Origin of the sequence: Liquorilactobacillus sucicola DSM 21376 = JCM 15457 (assembly GCF_000612445.1) — a bacterium.
Classification (GTDB): domain Bacteria; phylum Bacillota; class Bacilli; order Lactobacillales; family Lactobacillaceae; genus Liquorilactobacillus; species Liquorilactobacillus sucicola.
Genome location: NZ_BALC01000001.1, coordinates 491,251 through 513,243, shown reverse-complemented (window position 1 = coordinate 513,243; position 21,993 = coordinate 491,251). Strand labels below are relative to the sequence as shown.

Sequence of the window (21,993 nt, the reverse complement as noted above, 5' to 3'; positions counted from 1 at the left end):
AAGCTAACTTTTATAGGCAAGGGAGATTGTGATGAAAGAAAAATCAGCGAGTGAAAAAATTGTAAAAGATATTGTTCAAGCAAACCAAGATTTAATGTGTATATTAAAAATCATTAAAAACTTAGAACTTCGACAAGGAACACTGACTGCAGGCAGCATTCGCAATACAGTGTGGCAGGTTCTTAGTAACCAAGGTGTGGCCTTGCAAACTGACATCGATCTTGTCTTTTTTGATCCTTTAAAATCACAAGAATACGACACATTGCTTGAACGACAATTGTGTAAAAATCATCCAGAATATAATTGGCAGGTTAAAAATGAGGTTTATATGCATAATTATGATTTCAATGATCAAGCACCTTTTACATCAGTTACCGATGCTATTGCACATTTCGTGGAAACACCGACTTGTATTGGGGCTTATCTCAACCAAGAAGAAAATATTGCATTGATTGCACCCTATGGAACTGATGATCTAGTCAAATTTATTTGTCGTCCGGTGCCGACGTTCATGGTAGATCAAGCACACATAAGTATTTTTAAAAACAGAGTTCAGCGAAAAAACTGGCTTACAAGATATCCGCAATTAAAAGTATTACTTTGACATGAATACCACCTCTTTTTCAGGAAAATTTCTATTCACACCACACATACTGTATAATTAGGGTAGATTAATGTGTTATGGAGGGATTACTAGTGGAGTTAGAAGATCATCAGAGATGGCTGGTAGATTTTTATAAAAAAAGAAATTGGTACAATTTTTCACCAGAAATAAGAATGAATTTTTTGACTGAAGAAGTGGGTGAACTGGCTAGGGCCATCAGGACCTTTGAGATTGGCCGTGATCATCCAGGTGAGGAAAAGAAAACACGCACGGAAAAATTCGATAATTTAAAGGAAGAGTTGGCTGATGTAATTGATCAGGTTTTGATTCTATGTGAAAAGTATGGTATTGATCCAAAAAAAATATTAGAATTTAGTGAAAAAAAGCTTACTAACCGTTTCAGAAATTAGTCCAAAAAATATCTGAGTTTTTGTAAAAGACACATTTAATACAGTATACTTATCGATTGCACAAACAATTCAATGAAATGAGGCACAAAAATTTTAAAAAAAGAAAAATTGAATTTTAGAATGTTCGAGGGAAGTTTAATCCGACTCAAAGCGATACAGGAAGAGGATTTCGAGACAATCCAAAGTTGGTATGAGGATACATATTTTCTCCGGAATGTAGACACTGCCATTGCATTGCCGAGGAGTACCGAGGAGATCAAGGAAATTTATGCGCCAGTTGATGATATGATCGAATTACTCATATGTCCACTTGAAAATGATGTCCCGCTCGGTTTTGTTTCAATCTACAATATTGAGTGGAATAACAGGAGTGGAACCCTCGCGATAGGTATCGGGTCTGCAGATGATCGTCATTTAGGATATGGCACAGACGCGTTAACACTGATAATGAGGTATGCATTTAATGAACTCAACTTGGAACGTCTTGAACTCGAAGTAGTCGAGTACAACAGCGGTGCCCAAAAGCTCTACGAAAGACTGGGTTTCAAGCTGGGTGGTAAAAGAAGAGAGGCGGTTATACGGGATGGTCAAAAATTCGATATCCTTTTTCTCGATATTCTCCGCTCAGAATGGAATAAGAATTGATCTTGTTGTACACAAAATTCTGTAAAAATGCTCTGTTATATTAAATACTGCTCCTTGTTTTATAACAATTCTTTTGATATTCTAATCAACATAATAAATAAAAGACTATTAGGATGTGTAATTCTTGAAAATAACAAAATTCGGCGGAAGTTCACTCGCCAATGCTAAACAAATCAAAAAAGTCTTTGCTATTGTGAAAGCAGATCCAGACAGGAAAGTTGTGGTGGTTTCTGCGCCAGGGAAGCGATTCTCTGCTGATACAAAGATAACAGATAATTTAATTAAGCTGGCTGAACAAGTACGTGATGGTCAAGATACTGACCATCTTTTAGCAGCTATTGAAGAACGTTATATGGATATCATTGCAGAGTTGGGATTAGATCAAACTATTAAGGTGCAAATTGAAGAAAATCTAAAGAAAATGGTTGCTTCTTCCTATTCATCTTATGATCAGCTTCTGAACACCTTCAAAGCAAGCGGTGAAGATAATAATGCACAACTAGTTGCAGCATATTTTAATCAGAACGGTCTCCCATCTAAGTACATAAGCCCTGAGAAGGCTGGTCTGTATGTTTCTGCTCAAAATGGGCATACACACGTTCTGCCAGAGGCGTATACTAATTTGGAGAAACTCTGTCATGTGCAAGAACGCATTATTTTCCCAGGCTTTTTCGGGATTTCTAAAGAAAAGCATCGTGTTACTTTTTCACGTGGTGGGTCCGATATTACCGGAGCAATTCTTGCTAAAGGTTTAAAAGCTGACTTGTATGAAAACTTTACCGATGTCGACGCCATTTTTGCAGCTAATCCGCAAATTGTCGCTCAACCGCAAAAGATCAACCATTTGACCTATCAAGAGATGCGGGAACTCTCATATGCAGGCTTTTCAGTGTTACATCATGAAGCTCTGCGTCCTGCTATCATGGCTAATGTTCCAATTAGGGTAAAAAATACTAATAAACCTGAACTTTCTGGAACCTTGATAAGTAAAACACGTGCAACAAATGACTATCATATTACTGGGATTGCAAGTTCGCGCGGCTTCATGTCTATTTCCATCGCAAAGTATCTGATGAATGAAGAAATCGGTTTTGTGGCTAAGGCACTGAAAATAATGTCTGAACACGGATTAAGCGTTGAGCATGTGCCTACTGGAATTGATGAAATTTCATTGATTCTGCGGGCTGACCAATTCAAGAGCGCTGCTGATGAAGAGTCCTTGTTACAAGAATTGCAGCAAAGACTCCAAGCTGACAAAGTCTATCATGAAAAAGAACTTGCACTTTTAATGATAGTTGGTGAGGGAATGGTTTCAACTGTTGGAACAGCTGCTAAAGCTATGACTGCACTCGCAGCTGCGGGAATCAACCTGAAAATGATAGATCAAGGTTCTTCGGAAATCAGTATGCTGTTCGGTATTGATGCTGCAGATGAAAAGCGGGCTATCACATCTTTGTACGAAACATTCTTCAAAGCGAATAAATGATTTCTTAGTTTTGAATATAGCAACACATATATATTATTTTATATCTCAGCAATTTTCGAATGGATTGCTGAGTTTTTTAGCTATGTGGCTAGTGGCTCCATATTAAAAATGTTATATGCATTATGCAAACAATCAATTAATTGATCTATTTGCGATAAAAAACAGATTAAACGTAGTATTATAAAAATGCTAGTATATGTAGCTTGTCATAAAATCGGGTTTAAATTATGCTGAATGGAGATTCTTATATGTTCAATAACAATTTTGGGATGAACTTAAAGGAAATTCGCAAACGGCACCATTTAACACAACAAGATGTAGCAAAAAAAATACACGTGTCTCGTAAAACTATTTCCAGCTGGGAAACTGGGCGAAATCTACCGGACATCAAAATGGTTTCTGCACTTGCTAATTTTTACGCTACATCTGTGGATGAACTTTTAGGGACTGAGCATTGTAATTACGGAAAAAGCAAACCAGTTAGGTCTGTTTTTACAATTATTGCACTAACTATTTTAATAACCGGGCGCTTGACCTTTTTGATGACGAACAGTGCCATCATCGCTATGGATATTTTAATCTTTTGTGTTTTTGGTTTATTAGTATTAGACAGAAAAACCGTTCTTAAAAAAACTAAACTGATTGGTCTTCTAATGTGTATATGCTTTAGTCTAAGCATGGGCTTGTTTGATGCTTTTTCATTAGGTTTTAGTTTGCGACTCATATGTATTATTTCTGCGGTGATGCTTTTCTTTAAACTCATTCTTTACCTAAAATTGATTGAATCCATAAAATCAAATATTTAAACAAAGGGGAGAGTTATGAGTCTAAAAATATGGCGCTTTTTTAATGTGTTCTGGTTGATATTTTTTTGGTAGTTGAAGCATTCATTCTACTACGAAAAGTTGACGGTGCAGGCGTAGTTCAGACTTCTAAAATCCGAGTTTTAACCTCGACTATTTTGCTTTGTTTTTTCTTAACGGTTGTACTCATCCAACTCATAATATGGTTGTTCATCAGAACAAAGAAACCTTAAATAAGCGCGTATAGCCTTTATCGATAGTTTACAAAACAACAGCATTGAGCATGAGCTAAACAGAGCTTTCATGGTCAATGCTGTTGTTTTGCGAATGAAAATAAAATAATTTTTCAGGGATTTGAATTTTACTTAATAGTTTCTTTAACTTAAACATTAAGGAGGCTTATACAGAATTAAAAAATGATTATTATCAGTGCAGGTTTAGGCAGAAGTCATATGGCACGCTATTTTCAAAAGAATGTACGGTCACAATTATCACGAAGTTGCTTCAAGACTATCCTAAAAAAAGTGCCGTTGAAACGAAAATCGGCTTTGCTCGTACATGAACTTAGCTTCAAATCAAATTCACTTTAAAAATCAGTAAGCTTTTCTGCGGCCCTCACTCAAAAGTCCTGACTTTATTAATTGTCGCCTATTTGATCAAAAATATCCTTTTAAACACAAATACTATTTTTACAGATTTTAAAGCTTCCTCTCGTTAGAATAAAACAGATAAATGAGCAATTAACCCACTATCCCAAAATACATAGCAACCAATACCTATATAACAAATTTTCATCAGACTTGCACCATGCAATCTCATAATGGACGTGACAGCAGAAATATTAGTTATAAGATCAACTGTAATTACTGCTAGAATAGTTAGTACTCCAATAAATAACAGTGTTAGTCCAAAGTGCATGTAGCTCACACCCACTAAAACAGGCAAAAAAATTGCTAGATTACATCCCGCACAAACCGCTAGATAAGTTAGTAGGACATTCAGTATCGGCGAGTGGCTTTTTTTGGCAATATCATCATCGGTATCATCATGAAGTGCTAGATATATCGGCAAAATACCCAGCACGCCTAAAATCCATTCTGGTAAAAAAGAGGTCAGTATTCTTCCACTGCAGTAGCTTATCACTAGGAGAAGCAAGATTCCTATCAGATATCCAGCAAGCACATCAATAAATCTGTACTTTTTCAATAAAAAAAAGCAACATGAAAAAAAAAGTCCAAATTAACACTCAAAAAAGTTACCGTCAAAATTCCATAATTCATAAAAAAACCTCTTTATTTTATTATAAAGTTTATATGCTCAATCAGCTTAATATCCGTGTGCTTTGCCACGAATTACATGGTCCGCATGCTCTAGAACTTTGTATATCACATCTAAAATGTGCGGGTCATCTAACCGATAATAAACTGTTTTACCGATTCTTTTTGTACTAACTAACCGATGCTTGCGCAATGTGGCTAAATGATGTGAAATGACAGATTGCTCCATCTGCAACACCTTACCTAACTCACTGACGTTTAATTCCTGCTGTTCTAAAAGATTGAGCATTTGTAAACGTGTTGGGTTACTTAGTAGTTTCAATATCAATTCTGATTCTTTTAAATGGAGTTTATCAATCAATGCAAGTTTGAGGTTATCGGAGCTTAACTTATTCAAAAAGGCACCTCCTTCCGAAACACATGTCATTCTTTACATATGTTAATAATAACATATAAGGAACATTACTGCCAAAATTGCCATCACTAGCATATTTTTGACGTTACTCATGCCTAAGAATGAATAATTGTGTTCTTTACTAACACACCTAAGTGATGATATCTGCTTGATTAGCCTTGCAGTTACCGATACAATTACGATATTACTGACTATATTTTTGGAAAAGAGGATGCTAAATGAAAGCATTGTACTTTGAACATTTTGGGGATAACTCTGTACTGCAGTTTGGTGTTTTAGATAATCCAGAGGTGAAAGCCAACGAGATTTTAGTAAAAACAAAATATATTGGATTGAATTTTGCAGACATTTATAGGCGCAGAGGCAATTATCATATTGAAGAACATGATCCATATATCAACGGTTATGAAGGCTTTGGAACAGTTGTCAAACTCGGAAAAAGCAGCAGTGGTCTCGCACTTGGTGATAAAGTGCTTTTTGTTGATGTTCCCTTTGCGAATGCTGAACTAGTGACTGTTCCGACTGATAAAGTAATAAAGCTGCCGACAAAGCTCAATGAAGAAACAGCTGCCGCAATCGGTCTGCAGGGTCTGACTGCTGACTTTTTAGCACATGATCTTGCAAAAAACAAAAAAAATGATAATGTCTTCATTCAAGGAATTAGCGGTGGTGTTGGTCAGATTCTTCTTCAAATGCTAGTTGCTGATGGTGTGAAAGTATATGGTGCAACTTCTTCTGAAAAGAAACAAAAATTGGCCTTAGAACAGGGCGCAACGGCAGTCTACTTACGTACGGATAATGGTACTGGCAAGTTAAACAATAAATTCGAAACGGTTTTTGATGGTGTTGGTAAAACTTTGGAGCAAAGTATTAAGCTTACTAAACACAAAGGAAAAGTGATTTTTTTTGGAATGGCCGGTGGTGATCCAGCTAAAGTTGATATGGTAAAACTGCTTGCACATTCTAAAAGTATTATGACCGGAGACCTTTGGGACTACCTTACCAGTCAGGACGAGCGACAGACACGTTTCAACAGGTTAGCTGCTTACTTTGTTGACGGAAAAATAAAGATCAATAAACCACGAGTGTTTCCCCTAGCAGAAGGAAAAAAGGCCTACGACTTACTTGAATCAGGTCAAAGCAATGGTAAAATTCTAATGCAATGCGATTAGTTAAAGATAATAAGAGAATATTCATTTGCCGCTGTAGCAGCTTTTGTCAATTCACATATAACATATAAGGAAAATTCAAAACTATAAACATGTTAATCAATTAACCATTCAAAGAGCGTCAAATAGTAAGTAGAGTGGAATATTTTTGAAGAACGAGTCGTTTATTCATGCTGCTAAGATTAAAACATGAACAGTTTTTGTTGATACCACGCAGAACAAGAAGACAGGGCTGAAAGTAGGGTGGGAATAATTAAAAAAGTAGCAACTTTCTATCCTGACTAATGAACAAAATATTAGTACAAAAATTGAAGATAAATGTCACAGTGTAAAAGAACGAGCTGTTTGCTGCTTTGAAATTAAAGGCAACTAAGCAGTTCATTTTTTTGTGATTAAAACTACACTTCTTGAATAGCATCTATGACAGCTGTCATAACAGAACTCAGCAGGGTTGTTTGTTGCTGTCCCCGTGGTTGAATCAAACTAATATGCAACTTAGGTAAGTTTACGCCTGTAATCGGTAGCAGTTTCAAATCCTCATTGAGTGTAGACGAAGCTAGTTCTGAAGCAAAGCCAATCGTTTCACTGTCATTCACTAACTGGCTGATCATATATGTACTGGCACTCTCAAAAAGAATATTTGGTTTCAAATTCGTTTGTTGCACCAAATCATAAAAAACAGCATTATTTAAATAAGAATTATTTAGAATAACAAATGGGTATCTTAATGCTTGCGCAAATGACGGTTCTTTATGTGCTAGCGGATGCTTAGCGGACAGTAAGAGATGAAATGATAATTTTTTTAATGGTTCGATTGAAAGTTCAGGGGTAATGTCCTGTGCCGAACTGCCACTAAGAGCTAGATCCAGCTTACCTTTTAGAACGTCGCGCGTAAGTTGTTTAGAACCTGCTTCTACCACATGAACATGTTTTAATAAGCCAGCTGAAAGTAGTTTTTGCGCAATGGAAGGAAAATAACGACTGCTGATCGTAGGTTCAATTCCAAGATAAGCAGTATTTTTACGCAACCGCTCAATCGTCGTTAATCCTTGTTCCCATGCAGTTAAAATTTTATGCGCAGTCAGAAGTAGCTGTTGTCCACTGGGGGTCAAAGTTAGTGAGGCAGAATGTGGATGAAACAAGACTAATTTTGTATTCAAGTTATTCTCTAAGCGTTTAATTGCTTGTGTGATCGTAGGCTGACTAACATGAAAGTACTTGGCAGTCTGTGTATAGCTTTGAGTTTTGATTAAATGCTGAAAGTAATTCAAATCTTTGATATTCATCTGTATCTCTCCTATTAATAAAAGTTATATGACTTGTGTATTTGACTATCATTTTCCTATTATAATAGAATCTACCTATTAAATAAATTAATAGAAGGTGAAGGTTATTGATTCAAAATCACGCGATTGGCATCGCAATCTGAGAGTTCTTTGGTTTGGTACATTTATTTCAGAAGGTGCAATTTCAATAATTGTTCCAATTATGCCGCTTTTCCTAAAAACACTAGGGCAATATTCAAACGGTCAGATAAACCTTCTGACAGGAGCTGCCTTTTCAATTACTTTCTTAGTGAAGGCAATCGCTTCTCCGTGGTGGGGAAAAATTTCCGATCGGAGTGGTCACAAAGTTATGTTGCTTCGTGCCTCCGGCGGCTTAGCATTTTGCTGTTTTCTAATTTCGGTTGCACCCAATGTGGGGGTTATTCTGGTTGCACGGACAATTCAAGGTTTTTTTCCGGATATGTCAATAACTCTGAATCGATAATCGCCGCGGCAGCCCCACGACAGCAAAGCGGGGCTGCCTTAGGCACACTTGCAACAGGCGATACTGCTGGATTGCTCTGTGGTCCGATCGCAGGCGGAGTTTTGGCAACTTTTTTTGGATTTCGGGTTACTTTTTTAATTGCTAGTTTGCTATTGTTGATCGTTTTTGGACTAAGTTGGTATTTTGTTCAGGAAAATTTCAAACCTTTAAAAAAAACAGAAAAAGTCGCTGGAATCAAGCAAACCATTTTGGAACAAATGAATCCGCATAATTTGTTGCTTGCCTTTTTCATCACCATGCTGATCCAGGCAACAAATAATGCTGTGAATCCTATGCTGAGTCTTTATTTGAGTACCATGCTGCACAATAATAGTTCATTAGCATTAATTAGTGGTATTATTTCTGCACTGCCGGGGATAGCAACTGTTATCTCAGCTGCAGCTTTAGGCCATTTAGGGGATGAATGGGGACAAAAGAAAGTGCTTTTATATGCTTTTTCTCTCGGAATGTTGACGTACCTCATCCAAGGGTTTGCCACACACATCTGGCTATTTGCTGGACTGCGCTTTTTGACTGGTTTTTCTATCGCAGCCCTTTTGCCAGCTGTTCAATCTTTGCTCACAAGGGAGACCAAGCCACAAGCTCTGGGAAGAATTTTCAGCTATAACCAGACTTTTCAGGCCCTAGGCAATGTCTTGGGTGTTATGTTTGGCAGTATTGTTGCTGCCAAGTTGGGTTATCACAGTATGTTTCTGTTTATCGTTCTACTAGAGGCTGCTGGCTTGCTATTCTCAATATTCATCCAAAAGACTCCAACTAGAGCTGATATTAAATTATCCAAGAGCAATATCAAGTAAAGTTTACGTAACACTATTTAAAATAACACAACTATCAGCAAAAACAGGATGAAGTTTTACAAAAATAGCATTTGAATCCCTAGTCAGGTGAATAATTAGAGTTTGCCTAACTAGGGATTTTTATATAGGAAAAGATCTCCTAGTATACTTGGCTGATAGAATAAACTTATTATAAATTAAAGCAAAAATAGGCGGCACAGCGCCGATCAAATACCGACTTTGTACCACCTAGAAAGATAAAAACTTTTTTCAGATTTATAAGACACATTTTTTTACCAAGTTCATTGGATTAAATCTTGTGTTTTTTATATAATTAACACTTCTTACAGTTAAATGCGAATTAATCATAGTAAAAATAGTATTTTATAGCGCATAAGAGACCAACGTTAGATACTGCTTCTAAAAGCTGCATTGGCTCTTAATTTTTCGAACACAAGTACTGCTGCAACCGACTTGATTGTGTCACCAGGAATAAACACTAGGACAGACAATAAAGCTTTTAGCAAAGGCATTCCCGTTAATACGGTCAGCCCGATAGCTCCGCATACATTGATAAAAACAACTCCGACAATCCAAATGATAGCAAAATCAACCAGCATTTTTCTACTTGAAAACAATTTTAATGACTTGCCCATAATTAAAGGACAGAGTAAATAACTAAGCAGATATCCGCCGGAAGGGCCAATAAAAACCGCAATACCGCCGCGACCACCAGGTAGGAAAGGGCATCCCAAAGCAACTAAAACAAGCAGTGAGAAAACTGCTAAAGTTCCTTTCTTAGAGCCTAGTAATGCACCCGCAAGCATAACACCTAGGTTTTGCAAAACAATTGGCACCGGGATAAATCCTACAGGAATCCCAGGAATTAATCCCAAAATAATTAAAATAGCTGTCATTAAAGCAACTTGAGTTATAGTCCTTATCTTCATAACAAACCTCCTAAATATAAATAATTACGAGTTAAACAATACATCTTTGTTAACCTTTATGTCAAATCAAGTTAACAAATCCTTGTTTTTTTATGCTTTATGTGCAATTATTTTATTGTTAACTACTGTACAAATCATTGTTAACAGAAGGAGCATAAAAATTGAATTACATGACATTAGCTCAAGATATTTTAGCTGGTAACAGAGAAATTACTGAAGAAGAGGCACTCAACATTCTACATAGCAAGGAAGACTGGTGGTCAATTTTTTGCAGCAGCTGTCTACCTAAAGAATCAAGTGACGCAAAATTCTCTAAGATTAAATGTTTTGTTAAGCGCCAAACAAGGTATTTGCAATGAGGACTGCGGTTATTGCGCACAGTCACGGCGAAGCAAAGAGGACATCGAAAAATACGGGTTAGTGCCAAATGCTGTAATTTTAAAAAAGGCAATTCTGGCTAAAAAAAATCATGCAAGTGTCTTTTGTATTGCACTTAGCGGAACGAAACCATCTAAAAGAGAAGTTAATCAACTGTGTGAGATTATTCCAACTATTAAAAGCAGGCTTGGACTTGAGATTTGTCTATCTGCCGGTTTCGTGGATGACAAACAGCTAGCACAGCTCAAAAACGCCGGAATAGATCGGATAAATCACAATTTAAATACGCCTAGAGAGAATTATCGCAAAATTGCAACTACGCACAACTATGACGACAGGTGTGCAACTCTTGAAAGAGTTAATGAGCATCAGATTGATGTTTGTTCTGGTTTTATTTGCGGTATGGGTGAAACAGATGAAGAACTAGTCGAACTCGCTTTTGATTTAAAGAGTAGAAATCCCTTTTCAATCCCCGTTAATTTTTTGCTAGCTATTGAAGGTACACCATTAGAAGGGAAAAATGAATTAACTCCGCTTAAATGTCTAAAAATAATGACCATGATGCGTTTTATTTTCCCTAATAAAGAGCTTCGCCTAAGCGCTGGACGTGAAAAGCATTTTAATTTCTTGCAGCCAATGGCTCTTCTACTGGTAAACTCAACTTTTCTGGGTGATTATTTGACAGAAGAAGGAGAGAACAAAAATGTGGATCTAGACCTTCTTGAAAATTTAGCTTTAGACATAGAAAACAGCTGATTAAAATGCTAAAATACTGGTTAGATGTGGGGAATGTTAAAAGAACACATTATTTTGCCAAATGCTTACTTTTTTCAACCTTAAGCGACAAAGTTCAGACTACGTTGCTAATTGTAATATTAAATGGGAGTAAGGTCAGATGAAAAAATACCAAGGAAACAACAAAATCGGCAATATCTTCGAATCAGACAAACAAATTATCACAGATTTAATCATTCCTAAGGGTAAGGAAATCCGTGCTCATCATGTCCCATATACAGTTGTTGTCGTTCCAGTTAAGGGAAATGTTGTTTTTGCAGGCGAAAATTTTAGAGAAGAGATTAAACCTGGAATTGTTGTCAGGCTTCAGCCCAACGAGAAACACGAATTGAAAGCATTGACCGATAGCGAAATCATTGTTGTTAAGTCTTGTTTGGAGCAGTAGTGGACAGTCTATGATTAAAGGTGCGCTAATAGTTGTCAGACATGCTGAGTTAATTTAATAGTAAAGAATGTGTGTTAAAAGTGGTAACACACATGATGCATAGTTTGTACTAGCGAGGTGGGGCAAAATTAACTTTTTGGTCCACCTTCTTGTTTATACAAAAGGAGGCCACTACTAATGGCAACAGCAAATAATTCATCACAGATTAAAATTCGTAAGATGACCAGTTATGATTATAAGCAGGCTTATTCACTTTGGGAGAGAACTCCTGGAATGCACTTGAGAGAGGCAGATGATAGTCTGGCTGAAATCAGTCGCTTGCTAAGGTTCAATCATGATCTTTGCTACATAGCTGAAGCTAACAAAAAAATCATTGGTACAATTATGGGAGCGACTGATGGAAGAAGGGGCAAGATTTATCATCTGGCCGTAGATGAAGAATTTCGTGGGTTACAAGTGGCAAAGAAGCTCTTAGATCTAGTCTCTTTGAATCTGAATAAAGTCGGCATTAGAAAAATCTCTGTCTGCGTTATGAATAATAACGAGCTGGGAATTGGTTTCTGGGAACATTGTGGATACCAAAAACGAACGGATATTAGTTATTTTGATCGTATTTTATAGCATTAGGTCAAATGTTTTTGATACTTAACTTTAATAATTACTAAGGGAGTGTGCAGCATGATGCGTATTGAGCTTCGTGTGCTACAACACAAAGATGCAGCGGAATTTTGGAAACTTGCATTTAGTGATGAAAATGCAGAATGGACAAAATGGAACGGACCTTACTTCCATGATAAACTGCCCACAAAAAAAGATTTTTTGGCTGGGCGCGCGATGGGGGATTATATAGACAATCCATTAAAGAAAGTCATCTTACTTGAAGGTAAGATGATTGGGATGGTTTCGGCCTATTATGAAGACGGTGCCTTAAAAAAATGGCTTGATATTGGAATAGTGCTTTATGATCAGACAAAATGGCAGCAACATGTTGGTTTCCGAGCACTTTCATTGTGGATTGATGAAATGTTTATGCGCACGAACCTTCCACATATTGGGCTGACAACTTGGTCCGGTAACTATCGTATGATTGGGTTAGCTGAAAAACTCGGTTTAAAAAAAGAAGCCGAGGTACGACAAGTACGCTATTATAAGAACAAATATTGGGACTCAGTCAAGTATGGAACCTTGCGAGCTGAATGGGAAAACACCAAAGCAGGCACCAATTGAGGTTGAGTAAAAATTGGGTCTTTGAGAAGAGGAATAATTGATGCAAAAAATAATAGACGGAGTGAAAATTCATTATGAGATAATTGGACAAGGACACCCAGTTATTTTTCTTCACGGTTTATGTTTAGATCTGAATTTCATGAAAAAAAACTACAGTCAGCTGCTCGATCGGCGTGCATATCGACAAATTTACATTGATTTACCCGGTATGGGAGAAAGCAGTTCTTTTAGTGAGCCCCGACCAAGCAGTGATTTCTTATTGAATTTATTGTTAAAATTTATTAAGGCCTTAAAAATTGTTCACTTTAGCATTTGCGGACACTCCTATGGCGGATACTTGGCATTAGGCATTGCGCACGCATGCCCTACCCAGGTAACCAGCCTCTTTCTATCTTGTCCGGTTGTTACTGCAAACCCCATCAACCGAATAACTGCAAAACATTTAAACATCAAAAACCAAGAATTCGATGCTGCCAAAGAGAACAAATATACACCGGATTTTATTAAAATGAATGTTATTGTTAATAATTTGACATGGAAAAAGTATCTCGCTGAGATCGTAGTTGGACTGAAGAAATGCGATTTTAATTTTATTAATCAGCTGCAGGCTGATAATTACAAATATTACGAACTAGCAAACGAAAAAAATATCAAAAAGTGGCATTCAGAGACACCCGTGTTCTTTCTCATGGGTAAACATGATCATGTTGTGGGTTACAAAGAACAGGCTACTCTGGCACAAAACTTCAAAACAAGCAACTTATTGATTTTGGAAGATGCGGGTCATAATCTACCTTTAGACCAACCTGAGCTTTTTGCAACCTGTGTTAAATATTTTTTTAAACAGGCTATCTAATATGAAAACAGCTACATTACTTATGTATAGCATTATTTTGCCATAATTATCCACTTGCCTTAGATAGCAAAGTAATATAAATAATGCCGACCATGTACAAACCCCAGTTGAGAAGAAGTTGATGGGCTTTCAAAAAACATTAAGTGCTCGCCGCAGCTATTGTTGACAATCTGTTAACTGTGTGCCACAATTTCATTGTAATAAACGTGATGGTGTTCGCGTATAATTATCGTAAGATTGATGACACCTACCTTCTTGAACGGGGGTAGGTGTCTTTATTTTTACTAAAATTACGTTTCTTTTTATCCTAAATACGATGAACACAAATACATTCTCTAAAAGGGAGTTAACACAAATGAGGAAAGACTGGGCAAATAATTTAAGTGTTTTATTTTTTGGATTTTGGGGCGGGATTCTGCGTTATTTATGCAGCACATGGTTTAACTTTAACGGTACCATCTTGGTCAATCTTAGCGGATCTTTTTTGCTAGCTTTTTTGACATACTTTTTTATATCTTTCAAAAACCTTGCTGAATGGTTAACAATTGGCTTAAGTACCGGATTCATTGGATCATTTACAACTTTTTCAAGTTTTAATCTTGATATTTTTAAAATGTTATTGCTTAATGAAGCAACGGCAAAATATCTGTTATTTTACTTAAGCATAAGCATCTTTGGTGGGCTAACACTTGCTTTCTTGGGGGCATTTGTGGGAAACCGCCTAGGAAACAGAATGGGGGCTGCAAATTGATATATGTGATAGGTTTAGGAGCAGCTCTGGGCTCGTTAATTCGATTTAAAATAACTCTAAAGATAAAAAAACTTTTTAAAAGCAACTGGCCTTTAGCGACTTTTTTAATTAATCTAAGCGGTTCATTTTTGTTAGGTCTTATGTTTGGCACCGGTCTTGGGAAAAACTATTTTCTTTTCCTTGGTACGGGTGTCATAGGCGGATTTACAACCTTTTCAACTTTAAACTCCGAATTAGTAGGACAATTTAACAATAAACATCCTCATACAGGAATTAGTTATATGGTTTTCAGTTATATGGGCGGTTTTTGTTTTTTTGTCCTCGGTTATTTCATAACAAGCACTAACTTGTAAAAAAAATTTCATTATGCTAATTTAAAATAAATAAGCTGTATTTTTATTTTAGGTTGCAACGGAATTATTTATGATTACATACCGCAATACATAGGAACTGGCTAAATTGATGGGTATCACAATGCTGACAAGTAATATTAAGGACTATTCGAAAGAATATCTAGAAAAAGTAACTGAACAATTTTATTTGTATAATTTTTTGATAATCAAATGACTAATTAAAAAGTAACTTACCAATTTCTAAAGGTGAAGGATAACGGTAACAAATTCAAATCATTTATTTCTAAATTATAAAGAGTAATTAATCAAAGATATTTATAGCTACACATGGAAGATGAAATAAACAAAAGCTACTAAAACAACTAGTCTTTTTAAACTGCGATGCTATGAAGGGAGGTGAACTAAATGAGATTAAGTATAGAATTAAAGTTCAACTCAGGAAACAACCATACAACTATTGCTATGGATTACAGTCCAGCCATCCTTTCTTTGATTAAATTGGGGTTATCGAATATAAATACTCAACTTTTTGAAGAGCTCTATAATAAAAATACCCCTAAAAACTTTACTTTCAGTCTTTTTTTTAAAGATAGTGCATCTTTTAAAAAAGAACGTATTGAATTAGGGGAAGGCCAAAAATGTATATTGAATTTCAGCGTAGATGATGGACCGATGGCTATTTATTTCTATAATTCCTTTGTATGGCTGAAACAGCAAGACAATTTGCATTTCGATGGTACTAATACAGTCATTTTTGAGAAAATTGAATTAATTAAGGAGACGATTATCACTACGAACGAGGAATATTTTAGAACGCTATCACCTATCGTTATTCGTCAAAATCAAAAGACTTTTTTATCTTATAGGGAAGATAATGCAGAAATTTTTAATGAAACATTACGTATAAATATGAAAAGCCGTTTACGTGGAGAATATAGTAAGTCATTTTTAAAAATGGTTGATGCGCTCGAATTTGAACCAGTTAAGGTTAAAAAGGTCGTTTCTCGAAATTTTGGCTTATTTGTTGAAGCAACAAAAGGATCCTTCATATTGAGAGGGGATCCTATGTTACTGAACTTGATAAAAAGAATTGGTTTAGGCACTAAGTGCGGCTCTGGTTTTGGCATGATTACTAATTAATATCAAAGAGGTGAATTCTAATGAATATAGCAGCCTTACCTGAAACAATCGAGTTTCATATGGAAAGTTGGTTGGAAAATGCGGGAATTATTGGTTTAACCAGAATTTTAAATAATGAAGATTATGCCATCAAGAACGATAAATTATTAATAAAAACAAGTTCACTTAAGACAATCGACAACAATTTTTTTAATTTTTTTATTAATGTATATGGGCGATACACACGTTATCAACAAATAATTAATTGGCTACCAAAAATTGAAGCGACACTAGATGTAGGCTTAAAAAATTACAATTATAAAGATTATGAAGTGTATGTCAAATGGTTTAATAATAATGTTAAATATTTTGTAAAATCTGGTAGTTATAAGCGAATGCGCGCTCTTGCGCATCCGGAAGTTCCGATTGAAGACTACCTAGATAATACAATGAATTTATTCAAGAAGCTTAGTAAGAAAAAGCGCTGGAAAAATGACGAAGACAATTTGGAAAAAGAACTCAAAATGCTCTTCGAAGAATTGAAGAAAGTTGTGCAGTATTTTGCTAATGATACCTGTAAGCATTATTTCTTAGCAAAAAACCTGGTCTACCATTACGTAAATAAGGGTTGGGATGGTATTTCTTTTCTAAATAGTCAAAGCAAAATTGTCGACCTTTATCAAGACTATCGCGAATACTTTGTACAACCAGTAATTGATTTCTTATTAGAAAACCACGAAAAAGATAAGCTAAGCTGTACGACTTGTGGTAGAAAAATGAAATCAAAAGAGGGTTCAGGATATTCGTTTTTAAACGGGATGGGTTACGACTATGGGAAGAAAAATAGTAACGCGTACAAGTTCCAGTCGGATCAATTTTTGTGTCCAGTATGCCGATTGATGTACTCGGCAGTTCCAGCTGGATTTGCCTATAATTTAGCTGGTAATCACGGTATCTTTGTAAACTATACGGGGCAAATACTTAATAACTTGCGTGATGCAAATAACGGAATTTTGTATAACTTAACAGAAGCGTTTAAGGTGACAGGTAACGTTTCACCATGGCGTGCCTTCTATGATACATTCAGTCAAGAAATCAACAAATCTAGTCAATATACACTTGCAAATTCACAGGTAGTTAACCGTAAAGATAAACATTATTATTTTAGTCTTATTCCTGAAATTGCTGCTAATGTTTTAAAAAAAGCTGAAGAAATAAAAATCAATGGAGAAAGGAAGGTAACTCTATTAAGTGCCTCAATAAAGCCTTGATTCCTGGGTATCGTGGGATAAAGTACTTTTCAATCTATGATGAAATTATTAGGCGTCTCTTGAGCAAACTAATATGAATAGTTTATTGAATGATATATTACTTTTAAAAATTTCAAATAAACAAGATATTTACATTACAGCAACACAAATTTTATACGTTGTAGAAATAAACACGCTGTTATTTAATGAGATGGGAGTGATGATATTGGATAGTAAGTTATTATCGAAAATCCGAAGAAAAGGAATGGAAATTGCTAAGGGATATAAAGCAAATCCTAATAAAGCAAAGACTTTAGCATATCAACTTTTACAAGCATTAAAAATTCAAAACCAGGAAACATTTATGAACAAGTTGCTCAATTGTTACTTATATCAACAAAAAATTGTACCAACTGAGTTTGTTCAACAAATGGGAAAACCAGAAGAATTTAACCAGTTAGGCTACGCTTTTGTAGCTGGCTTAATTTCTAAAGAAGAGGAAAGAGGAGTTCAAGATGAAAAGTAAGGGATTGACTGTAACAATTATTTTTGAGGCAAGTAGCGCTAACTATGGAGAAAGTTTAGGAAATGTAACTTCGTTAAAAAAACTGACTCGTGGAAACGGATATCAATATACTTATATTTCTCGACAGGCACTTAGATACAATATTGTTCAGCAACTTGGAGAAACAGAGGCAGAATTGAGTGCTGAAGGTTCTGGTGATAAAAAGGTAATACAGTTTAGCAAATCAGCCTCCATTAAAGATTACCCTGAAATTGACTTTTTCGGCTATATGAAGACGGAAAAGGGAAACAATTCTAATATTCGCTCTGCCAAAGTACGCTTGTCTAATGCAGTTAGTCAAGAACCTTTCGCTGGTGATACCGATTTTCTAACAAACATGGGATTGGCTAGTCGCATTCGACAATCAACAGGGATAATAGTATTAAAAATAGTTTAGCTAATTCTGAAATTCACTCATCTTATTATTGTTACACACTTACTGCTGACTTAGATCAAATTGGAATTGATGTAAATGATGGAACAGAACTTGAAAATAGTGAAAAAAGTCGCCGTGTTACAAAACTTCTTGATACAATTGCTTATTTGTACAGGGATATCCGTGGGCGTCGAGAAGATTTAAAACCACTTTTTATAATCGGTGGTGTATATGATATCAAGAATCCATTGTTTGAGAATATCGTTAAAGTTGAAAAAAATGCTATCAAGGTTGATTCGCTTGTTAAGTCTTTGACCCCTGCATTAAAAAAAGAAACGTTCGTTGGCTATATTGAAGATTATTTTGCAAATGACAGCGAGATTAAAGAAAAATTGGATGCGCAGCCTGTAGCTCAAGTTATAGAAGGTTTAAAAGCGAAAGTAGCTGATTATTATGAGGGCAATTAAGTTAAAAGTTTATCAACAAACCGTTAATTATAAAATTCCAATTAGTTATGAATTTAGGGAAAGTTATCCATTACCACCCTTTTCAACTGTAATCGGTATGATTCACTATTTATGCAATTATAATAGCTATCATCCGATGAAAGTTAGTGTCCAAGGCTCTCATGCCTCAACAACAAATGATTTATATACTCGTTATGAATTCAACAATGGCACGAAATATAACGCAAGTAGACACCAACTTAATGCTGAAGGAATGGGCATAGGCCGTGGTATTGGCAATGTACAACTGCTTGTAGATGTGAATTTAGTTTTACATATAGTCCCTGAAAATCAGGATGAGGTTGAATTTATTTATAAGTCTTTGAAAACACCTCGTGAGTTTCCTAATTTAGGAAGACGTGAGGACTTGGCAGTATTTGAAAATGTTGAAATCGTTGAGTTGTTAGAAAAAAAACTTGAAAAAGATGTGAATAGTGGAGAATTTGCAACGCCAGGAAAAATTTCAGTTAGAAAAAATTGGGCGGCATATATACCCATCGGAGAGATTGAAGAAGATTCTCATGAGGATACACACCAAACATCGTTACAGACTGGTACGAGATATAGATTAAATAAGGTTTATACTTTAAACGATTTAGGAAGAGGTAAAGTAGTACGTAAGTGGGAAAAACATGAGGTGCTATATACTAATTTTACTTTTTTCAAGCATGAAAGGTATTTAATAGATTCAGAAGGTGACTTCGTTTTTATTGTCTAGCTCTGGTTTTAAGGAAAAATAAGCGAAAACTTTAATTTTTGAATAGAGGTACAAAATGGACTTTTTAGCAAAATCAGATGGAGAAACGATTATTCAGCATACTCTAAATTTGAAAAAGCAATTCGAAAAATTGAGGAAGTATTATCCTAATTCATTAAAAAAGGAAGAAGCAGAATTATTATTGCTAGCATGTTTATACCATGATTTGGGAAAAATGAATAAAAAATTTCAAGACAAAGTTTCTAAGAACCGACATATTATGGAAGATCATGAGATACCACATGCTTTACTAAGTGTTTGCTTGCTTCCGATAGATAGATTATCAGAATCATTTTCAAAAGATGAGCTTATTGCACTTTCTTATGCAATTGCATATCATCATGAAAGAAATTTTGAAAACCTTGAAAATTACTATCCTCAAGAAGTCGAATTACTTGAAGAACAAGCACTAAAGTTTAACTTTAAAGGTCTTGATATCAAACCTGTAATTCCACCAGAAATCAGAAAAAGATATTTCAAATTAGGATATAGACCTAATACTTCAAAGACATGGTACCCATTATATGTAAAAATTAAAGGATTGCTTAACCGAATAGACTACGCTGCGTCTGGACACTATGAAGTTGAAGAACCAGCTGGACCTTTTCTAAAGGAATCTCTAAATAACAATTTAATGGTCAACTGGAAAGAGCATGACCCAAATGCAAAATGGAATGCTGTTCAGAAATGGATGGAAAAGAATTCAGTAGAAAATGTTGTTGTTGTCGCACAGACAGGTATCGGTAAAACCGAAGCGAGCTTAAAATGGATTGGTGAAGATAAGGGGTTTTATACTCTACCTTTAAAGGCTGCGATTAATGGAATTTTTCAAAGAATCAAGAGAGATATTGTTCCTAAAAATGCTGATTATCGGTCACACGTAGGATACTACATTCTGATATGACTAAAGTTTTATTTGCCGATCAAGAATATCAAGATAAATTAAGACTTGAAGATTTTGATACCTATATTAACGAAACAAAGAAATGGTCTTTGCCATTGACCATAACGACTTTAGATCAAATTTTTAATATGGTGTATCGTTATCGGGGTTATGAGTACAAATTAGCTACTCTTAGCTATTCCAAAGTTGTTATAGATGAAATTCAAATGTATTCTGCAGACTTATTAGCTTATTTGATTGTTGGCTTGTCAATGATTCAAGAAGCTGGTGGCAAATTTGCAATTGTTACAGCAACTTTGTCACCGTTCATACTTGATTTATTCAAGGAAAATAAATTGCAATTTAAATCACCTGAAAAACCTTTTCTAGATGACACTCTTGCTCACAGGCATTCATTAAAAATTTGTCATGGAGAGCTCAATAAAATTTCTATTCTCGATAGTTTCAATAATAACAAGGTGTTAGTTATCTGTAATACAGTTAATCAGGCTATTAAGATTTACGATGATCTGCTCCAAGAAAATAAAGCATTAACAGGAAAACTGCATCTAATTCACAGTAGGTTTATCAAACGGGATAGAGCAAAGATAGAAGCAGAAATTCTAAATTTTGGAAAAACAAATAACGTTGAATCGGGCATTTGGATTGGAACTCAAGTTGTTGAGGCTTCGCTAGATATTGACTTTGATGTTTTATATACAGAACTATCAGAATTAAATAGCCTCTTTCAAAGAATGGGACGTTGTTACAGAAAAAGAAACTTCAATGGCAAATACAACATATTTGTTTTTGATGGTGGAACTAGAATGCCCAGTGGAATCAAAAAAGAAAATGGATTTGCTAATAACTCCATTTATGATTACACCATGTTTAAACTTTCTAAGAATGCATTGGCTAATCTTGATGGTCCGATCTCCGAGGAAGAGAAACTTAATTTGATTGATAACTGTTATAACACTGAGACGTTGAAAGAAAGTAATTATTTAGCACAAGTAAAAAAATCAATTGACTATATCAGAGCTAGTGAAAATGATGGTCATACTTTACAAGATACCATTTCACGATTTCGTGATATTGACAGTTTTGAAATGATTCCGGAGAATGTGTACAAAGATAATATAGCGTTATTTAAGGAATTAGCGAATTTAAAATACGATCGAGATCAGTATTCTAGAATAAGAATGAGAAGGCTGGACTTATTTAATCAGATTGATGACCTAACTGTCCAAGTGCCGGGGTATATTATTTTTAATTTGTCGAAAGAACATAGAGATATTTCAGAAGTACAGCTAAGTAAATTTAAATCGATCAAAATACTCCCAAACTCATTTGAATACGATGAAAAAAAGGGCTTAAACTTAAAATTAATTGACTTAAAAAAAGATGAAAGTAGTAATTTTTTTTGA

The 21,993-nt window shown here is 35.3% G+C and carries 26 protein-coding genes, 2 pseudogenes and 1 riboswitch; of the genes and pseudogenes, 24 read left to right on the top strand and 4 right to left on the bottom strand.

Annotated features, from left to right (window positions below; translation table 11 throughout):
- The first annotated feature begins 31 nt into the window (after positions 1 to 31).
- The 6 genes from JCM15457_RS02585 (at position 32) to JCM15457_RS12575 (ending at position 4,181) form a co-directional block, all read left to right on the top strand.
- Complete coding sequence (locus JCM15457_RS02585) at positions 32 to 604, top strand: nucleotidyltransferase family protein (RefSeq protein WP_034987170.1); 573 nt, start codon at positions 32 to 34, stop codon at positions 602 to 604.
- A gap of 92 nt (positions 605 to 696) precedes the next feature.
- A complete protein-coding gene (locus JCM15457_RS02580; protein ID WP_034987168.1) occupies positions 697 to 1,014 on the top strand; it encodes a MazG nucleotide pyrophosphohydrolase domain-containing protein in 318 nt (105 codons plus the stop codon).
- 120 nt (positions 1,015 to 1,134) lie between these two features.
- The gene (locus JCM15457_RS02575; protein ID WP_034987526.1) at positions 1,135 to 1,659 is read left to right on the top strand and encodes a GNAT family N-acetyltransferase; all 525 of its coding nucleotides are present in this window, start codon (positions 1,135 to 1,137) and stop codon (positions 1,657 to 1,659) included.
- A 124-nt stretch (positions 1,660 to 1,783) separates the two neighbouring features.
- Positions 1,784 to 3,145 (top strand): aspartate kinase, encoded by a 1,362-nt coding sequence (locus JCM15457_RS02570; protein WP_034987166.1) that lies wholly within the window; start codon positions 1,784 to 1,786, stop codon positions 3,143 to 3,145.
- Positions 3,146 to 3,393: 248 nt separating this feature from the next.
- On the top strand, positions 3,394 to 3,951 hold the full coding sequence (locus tag JCM15457_RS11590) for a helix-turn-helix transcriptional regulator (protein WP_051993238.1): 558 nt from the start codon (positions 3,394 to 3,396) through the stop codon (positions 3,949 to 3,951).
- 50 nt (positions 3,952 to 4,001) lie between these two features.
- Complete coding sequence (locus JCM15457_RS12575; protein ID WP_081778166.1) at positions 4,002 to 4,181, top strand: DUF3923 family protein; 180 nt, start codon at positions 4,002 to 4,004, stop codon at positions 4,179 to 4,181.
- Positions 4,182 to 4,662: 481 nt separating this feature from the next.
- On the opposite strand, the pseudogene JCM15457_RS02560 reads toward JCM15457_RS12575, so the two are convergent.
- Positions 4,663 to 5,228, bottom strand: a pseudogene (locus JCM15457_RS02560) (cadmium resistance transporter).
- Between the two features lie 46 nt (positions 5,229 to 5,274).
- Entirely contained in the window at positions 5,275 to 5,622 is a 348-nt protein-coding gene (locus JCM15457_RS02555; RefSeq protein WP_034987163.1) for an ArsR/SmtB family transcription factor, read from the bottom strand.
- A 236-nt stretch (positions 5,623 to 5,858) separates the two neighbouring features.
- On the opposite strand from JCM15457_RS02555, the gene JCM15457_RS02550 reads away from it, so the two are divergent.
- A complete protein-coding gene (locus JCM15457_RS02550; protein WP_034987162.1) occupies positions 5,859 to 6,812 on the top strand; it encodes a zinc-binding dehydrogenase in 954 nt (317 codons plus the stop codon).
- A gap of 395 nt (positions 6,813 to 7,207) precedes the next feature.
- On the opposite strand, the gene JCM15457_RS02545 is transcribed toward JCM15457_RS02550, so the two are convergent.
- Complete coding sequence (locus JCM15457_RS02545; protein ID WP_051993236.1) at positions 7,208 to 8,095, bottom strand: LysR family transcriptional regulator; 888 nt, start codon at positions 8,093 to 8,095, stop codon at positions 7,208 to 7,210.
- Between the two features lie 97 nt (positions 8,096 to 8,192).
- On the opposite strand from JCM15457_RS02545, the gene JCM15457_RS12125 reads away from it, so the two are divergent.
- On the top strand, positions 8,193 to 8,579 hold the full coding sequence (locus JCM15457_RS12125) for an MFS transporter (protein WP_051993235.1): 387 nt from the start codon (positions 8,193 to 8,195) through the stop codon (positions 8,577 to 8,579).
- Positions 8,477 to 9,436 (top strand): MFS transporter, encoded by a 960-nt coding sequence (locus JCM15457_RS12120; protein WP_235725513.1) that lies wholly within the window; start codon positions 8,477 to 8,479, stop codon positions 9,434 to 9,436. The genes JCM15457_RS12125 and JCM15457_RS12120 overlap by 103 nt, the downstream gene beginning before the upstream one ends.
- 386 nt (positions 9,437 to 9,822) lie before the next feature.
- Here the strand turns inward: JCM15457_RS12120 and JCM15457_RS02535 are convergent, their stop codons facing one another.
- Positions 9,823 to 10,365 carry a biotin transporter BioY gene (locus tag JCM15457_RS02535; RefSeq protein ID WP_034987161.1) on the bottom strand — a complete coding sequence of 181 codons (543 nt, stop codon included), beginning with the start codon at positions 10,363 to 10,365 and terminating at the stop codon, positions 9,823 to 9,825.
- Between the two features lie 170 nt (positions 10,366 to 10,535).
- Between JCM15457_RS02535 and bioB the strand changes: the two are divergent.
- From bioB to cas3, 15 genes and pseudogenes are all read left to right on the top strand, one after another.
- Positions 10,536 to 11,499, top strand: a pseudogene (gene bioB / locus JCM15457_RS02530) (biotin synthase BioB).
- 139 nt (positions 11,500 to 11,638) lie between these two features.
- Positions 11,639 to 11,923, top strand: a complete 285-nt coding sequence (locus tag JCM15457_RS02525; protein ID WP_034987160.1) for a hypothetical protein — start codon at positions 11,639 to 11,641, stop codon at positions 11,921 to 11,923.
- A 177-nt stretch (positions 11,924 to 12,100) separates the two neighbouring features.
- A complete protein-coding gene (locus JCM15457_RS02520) occupies positions 12,101 to 12,544 on the top strand; it encodes a GNAT family N-acetyltransferase (protein ID WP_034987159.1) in 444 nt (147 codons plus the stop codon).
- A gap of 60 nt (positions 12,545 to 12,604) precedes the next feature.
- A complete protein-coding gene (locus JCM15457_RS02515) occupies positions 12,605 to 13,150 on the top strand; it encodes a GNAT family N-acetyltransferase (protein WP_034987520.1) in 546 nt (181 codons plus the stop codon).
- Positions 13,151 to 13,190: 40 nt separating this feature from the next.
- Entirely contained in the window at positions 13,191 to 14,006 is an 816-nt protein-coding gene (locus tag JCM15457_RS02510; protein WP_034987157.1) for an alpha/beta fold hydrolase, read from the top strand.
- 196 nt (positions 14,007 to 14,202) lie between these two features.
- A riboswitch (Fluoride riboswitch) is annotated at positions 14,203 to 14,263 on the top strand.
- 98 nt (positions 14,264 to 14,361) lie between these two features.
- A complete protein-coding gene (locus JCM15457_RS02505) occupies positions 14,362 to 14,757 on the top strand; it encodes a fluoride efflux transporter FluC (protein ID WP_034987156.1) in 396 nt (131 codons plus the stop codon).
- Between the two features lie 5 nt (positions 14,758 to 14,762).
- The gene (locus JCM15457_RS02500) at positions 14,763 to 15,110 is read left to right on the top strand and encodes a fluoride efflux transporter FluC (RefSeq protein ID WP_235725543.1); all 348 of its coding nucleotides are present in this window, start codon (positions 14,763 to 14,765) and stop codon (positions 15,108 to 15,110) included.
- A 405-nt stretch (positions 15,111 to 15,515) separates the two neighbouring features.
- Entirely contained in the window at positions 15,516 to 16,250 is a 735-nt protein-coding gene (gene cas6 / locus JCM15457_RS02495; protein ID WP_034987153.1) for a CRISPR-associated endoribonuclease Cas6, read from the top strand.
- A gap of 20 nt (positions 16,251 to 16,270) precedes the next feature.
- On the top strand, positions 16,271 to 17,500 hold the full coding sequence (locus JCM15457_RS02490) for a Cas8a1 family CRISPR/Cas system-associated protein (RefSeq protein WP_034987152.1): 1,230 nt from the start codon (positions 16,271 to 16,273) through the stop codon (positions 17,498 to 17,500).
- A 73-nt stretch (positions 17,501 to 17,573) separates the two neighbouring features.
- Entirely contained in the window at positions 17,574 to 18,005 is a 432-nt protein-coding gene (locus JCM15457_RS02485) for a hypothetical protein (RefSeq protein WP_034987150.1), read from the top strand.
- Entirely contained in the window at positions 17,995 to 18,441 is a 447-nt protein-coding gene (cas7i, locus tag JCM15457_RS12500) for a type I-B CRISPR-associated protein Cas7/Cst2/DevR (RefSeq protein WP_268870093.1), read from the top strand. Before JCM15457_RS02485 ends, cas7i (JCM15457_RS12500) begins: the two co-directional genes overlap by 11 nt.
- Positions 18,408 to 18,887 (top strand): type I-B CRISPR-associated protein Cas7/Cst2/DevR, encoded by a 480-nt coding sequence (gene cas7i / locus JCM15457_RS12495; RefSeq protein WP_369384601.1) that lies wholly within the window; start codon positions 18,408 to 18,410, stop codon positions 18,885 to 18,887. Before cas7i (JCM15457_RS12500) ends, cas7i (JCM15457_RS12495) begins: the two co-directional genes overlap by 34 nt.
- Positions 18,874 to 19,644, top strand: a complete 771-nt coding sequence (gene cas5, locus JCM15457_RS02475; protein WP_034987148.1) for a CRISPR-associated protein Cas5 — start codon at positions 18,874 to 18,876, stop codon at positions 19,642 to 19,644. Before cas7i (JCM15457_RS12495) ends, cas5 begins: the two co-directional genes overlap by 14 nt.
- Positions 19,645 to 19,699: 55 nt before the next feature.
- Complete coding sequence (locus JCM15457_RS11575) at positions 19,700 to 20,587, top strand: CRISPR-associated endonuclease Cas3'' (protein ID WP_051993233.1); 888 nt, start codon at positions 19,700 to 19,702, stop codon at positions 20,585 to 20,587.
- Positions 20,584 to 21,993, top strand: a complete 1,410-nt coding sequence (cas3, locus tag JCM15457_RS11570) for a CRISPR-associated helicase Cas3' (RefSeq protein ID WP_051993232.1) — start codon at positions 20,584 to 20,586, stop codon at positions 21,991 to 21,993. The genes JCM15457_RS11575 and cas3 overlap by 4 nt, the downstream gene beginning before the upstream one ends.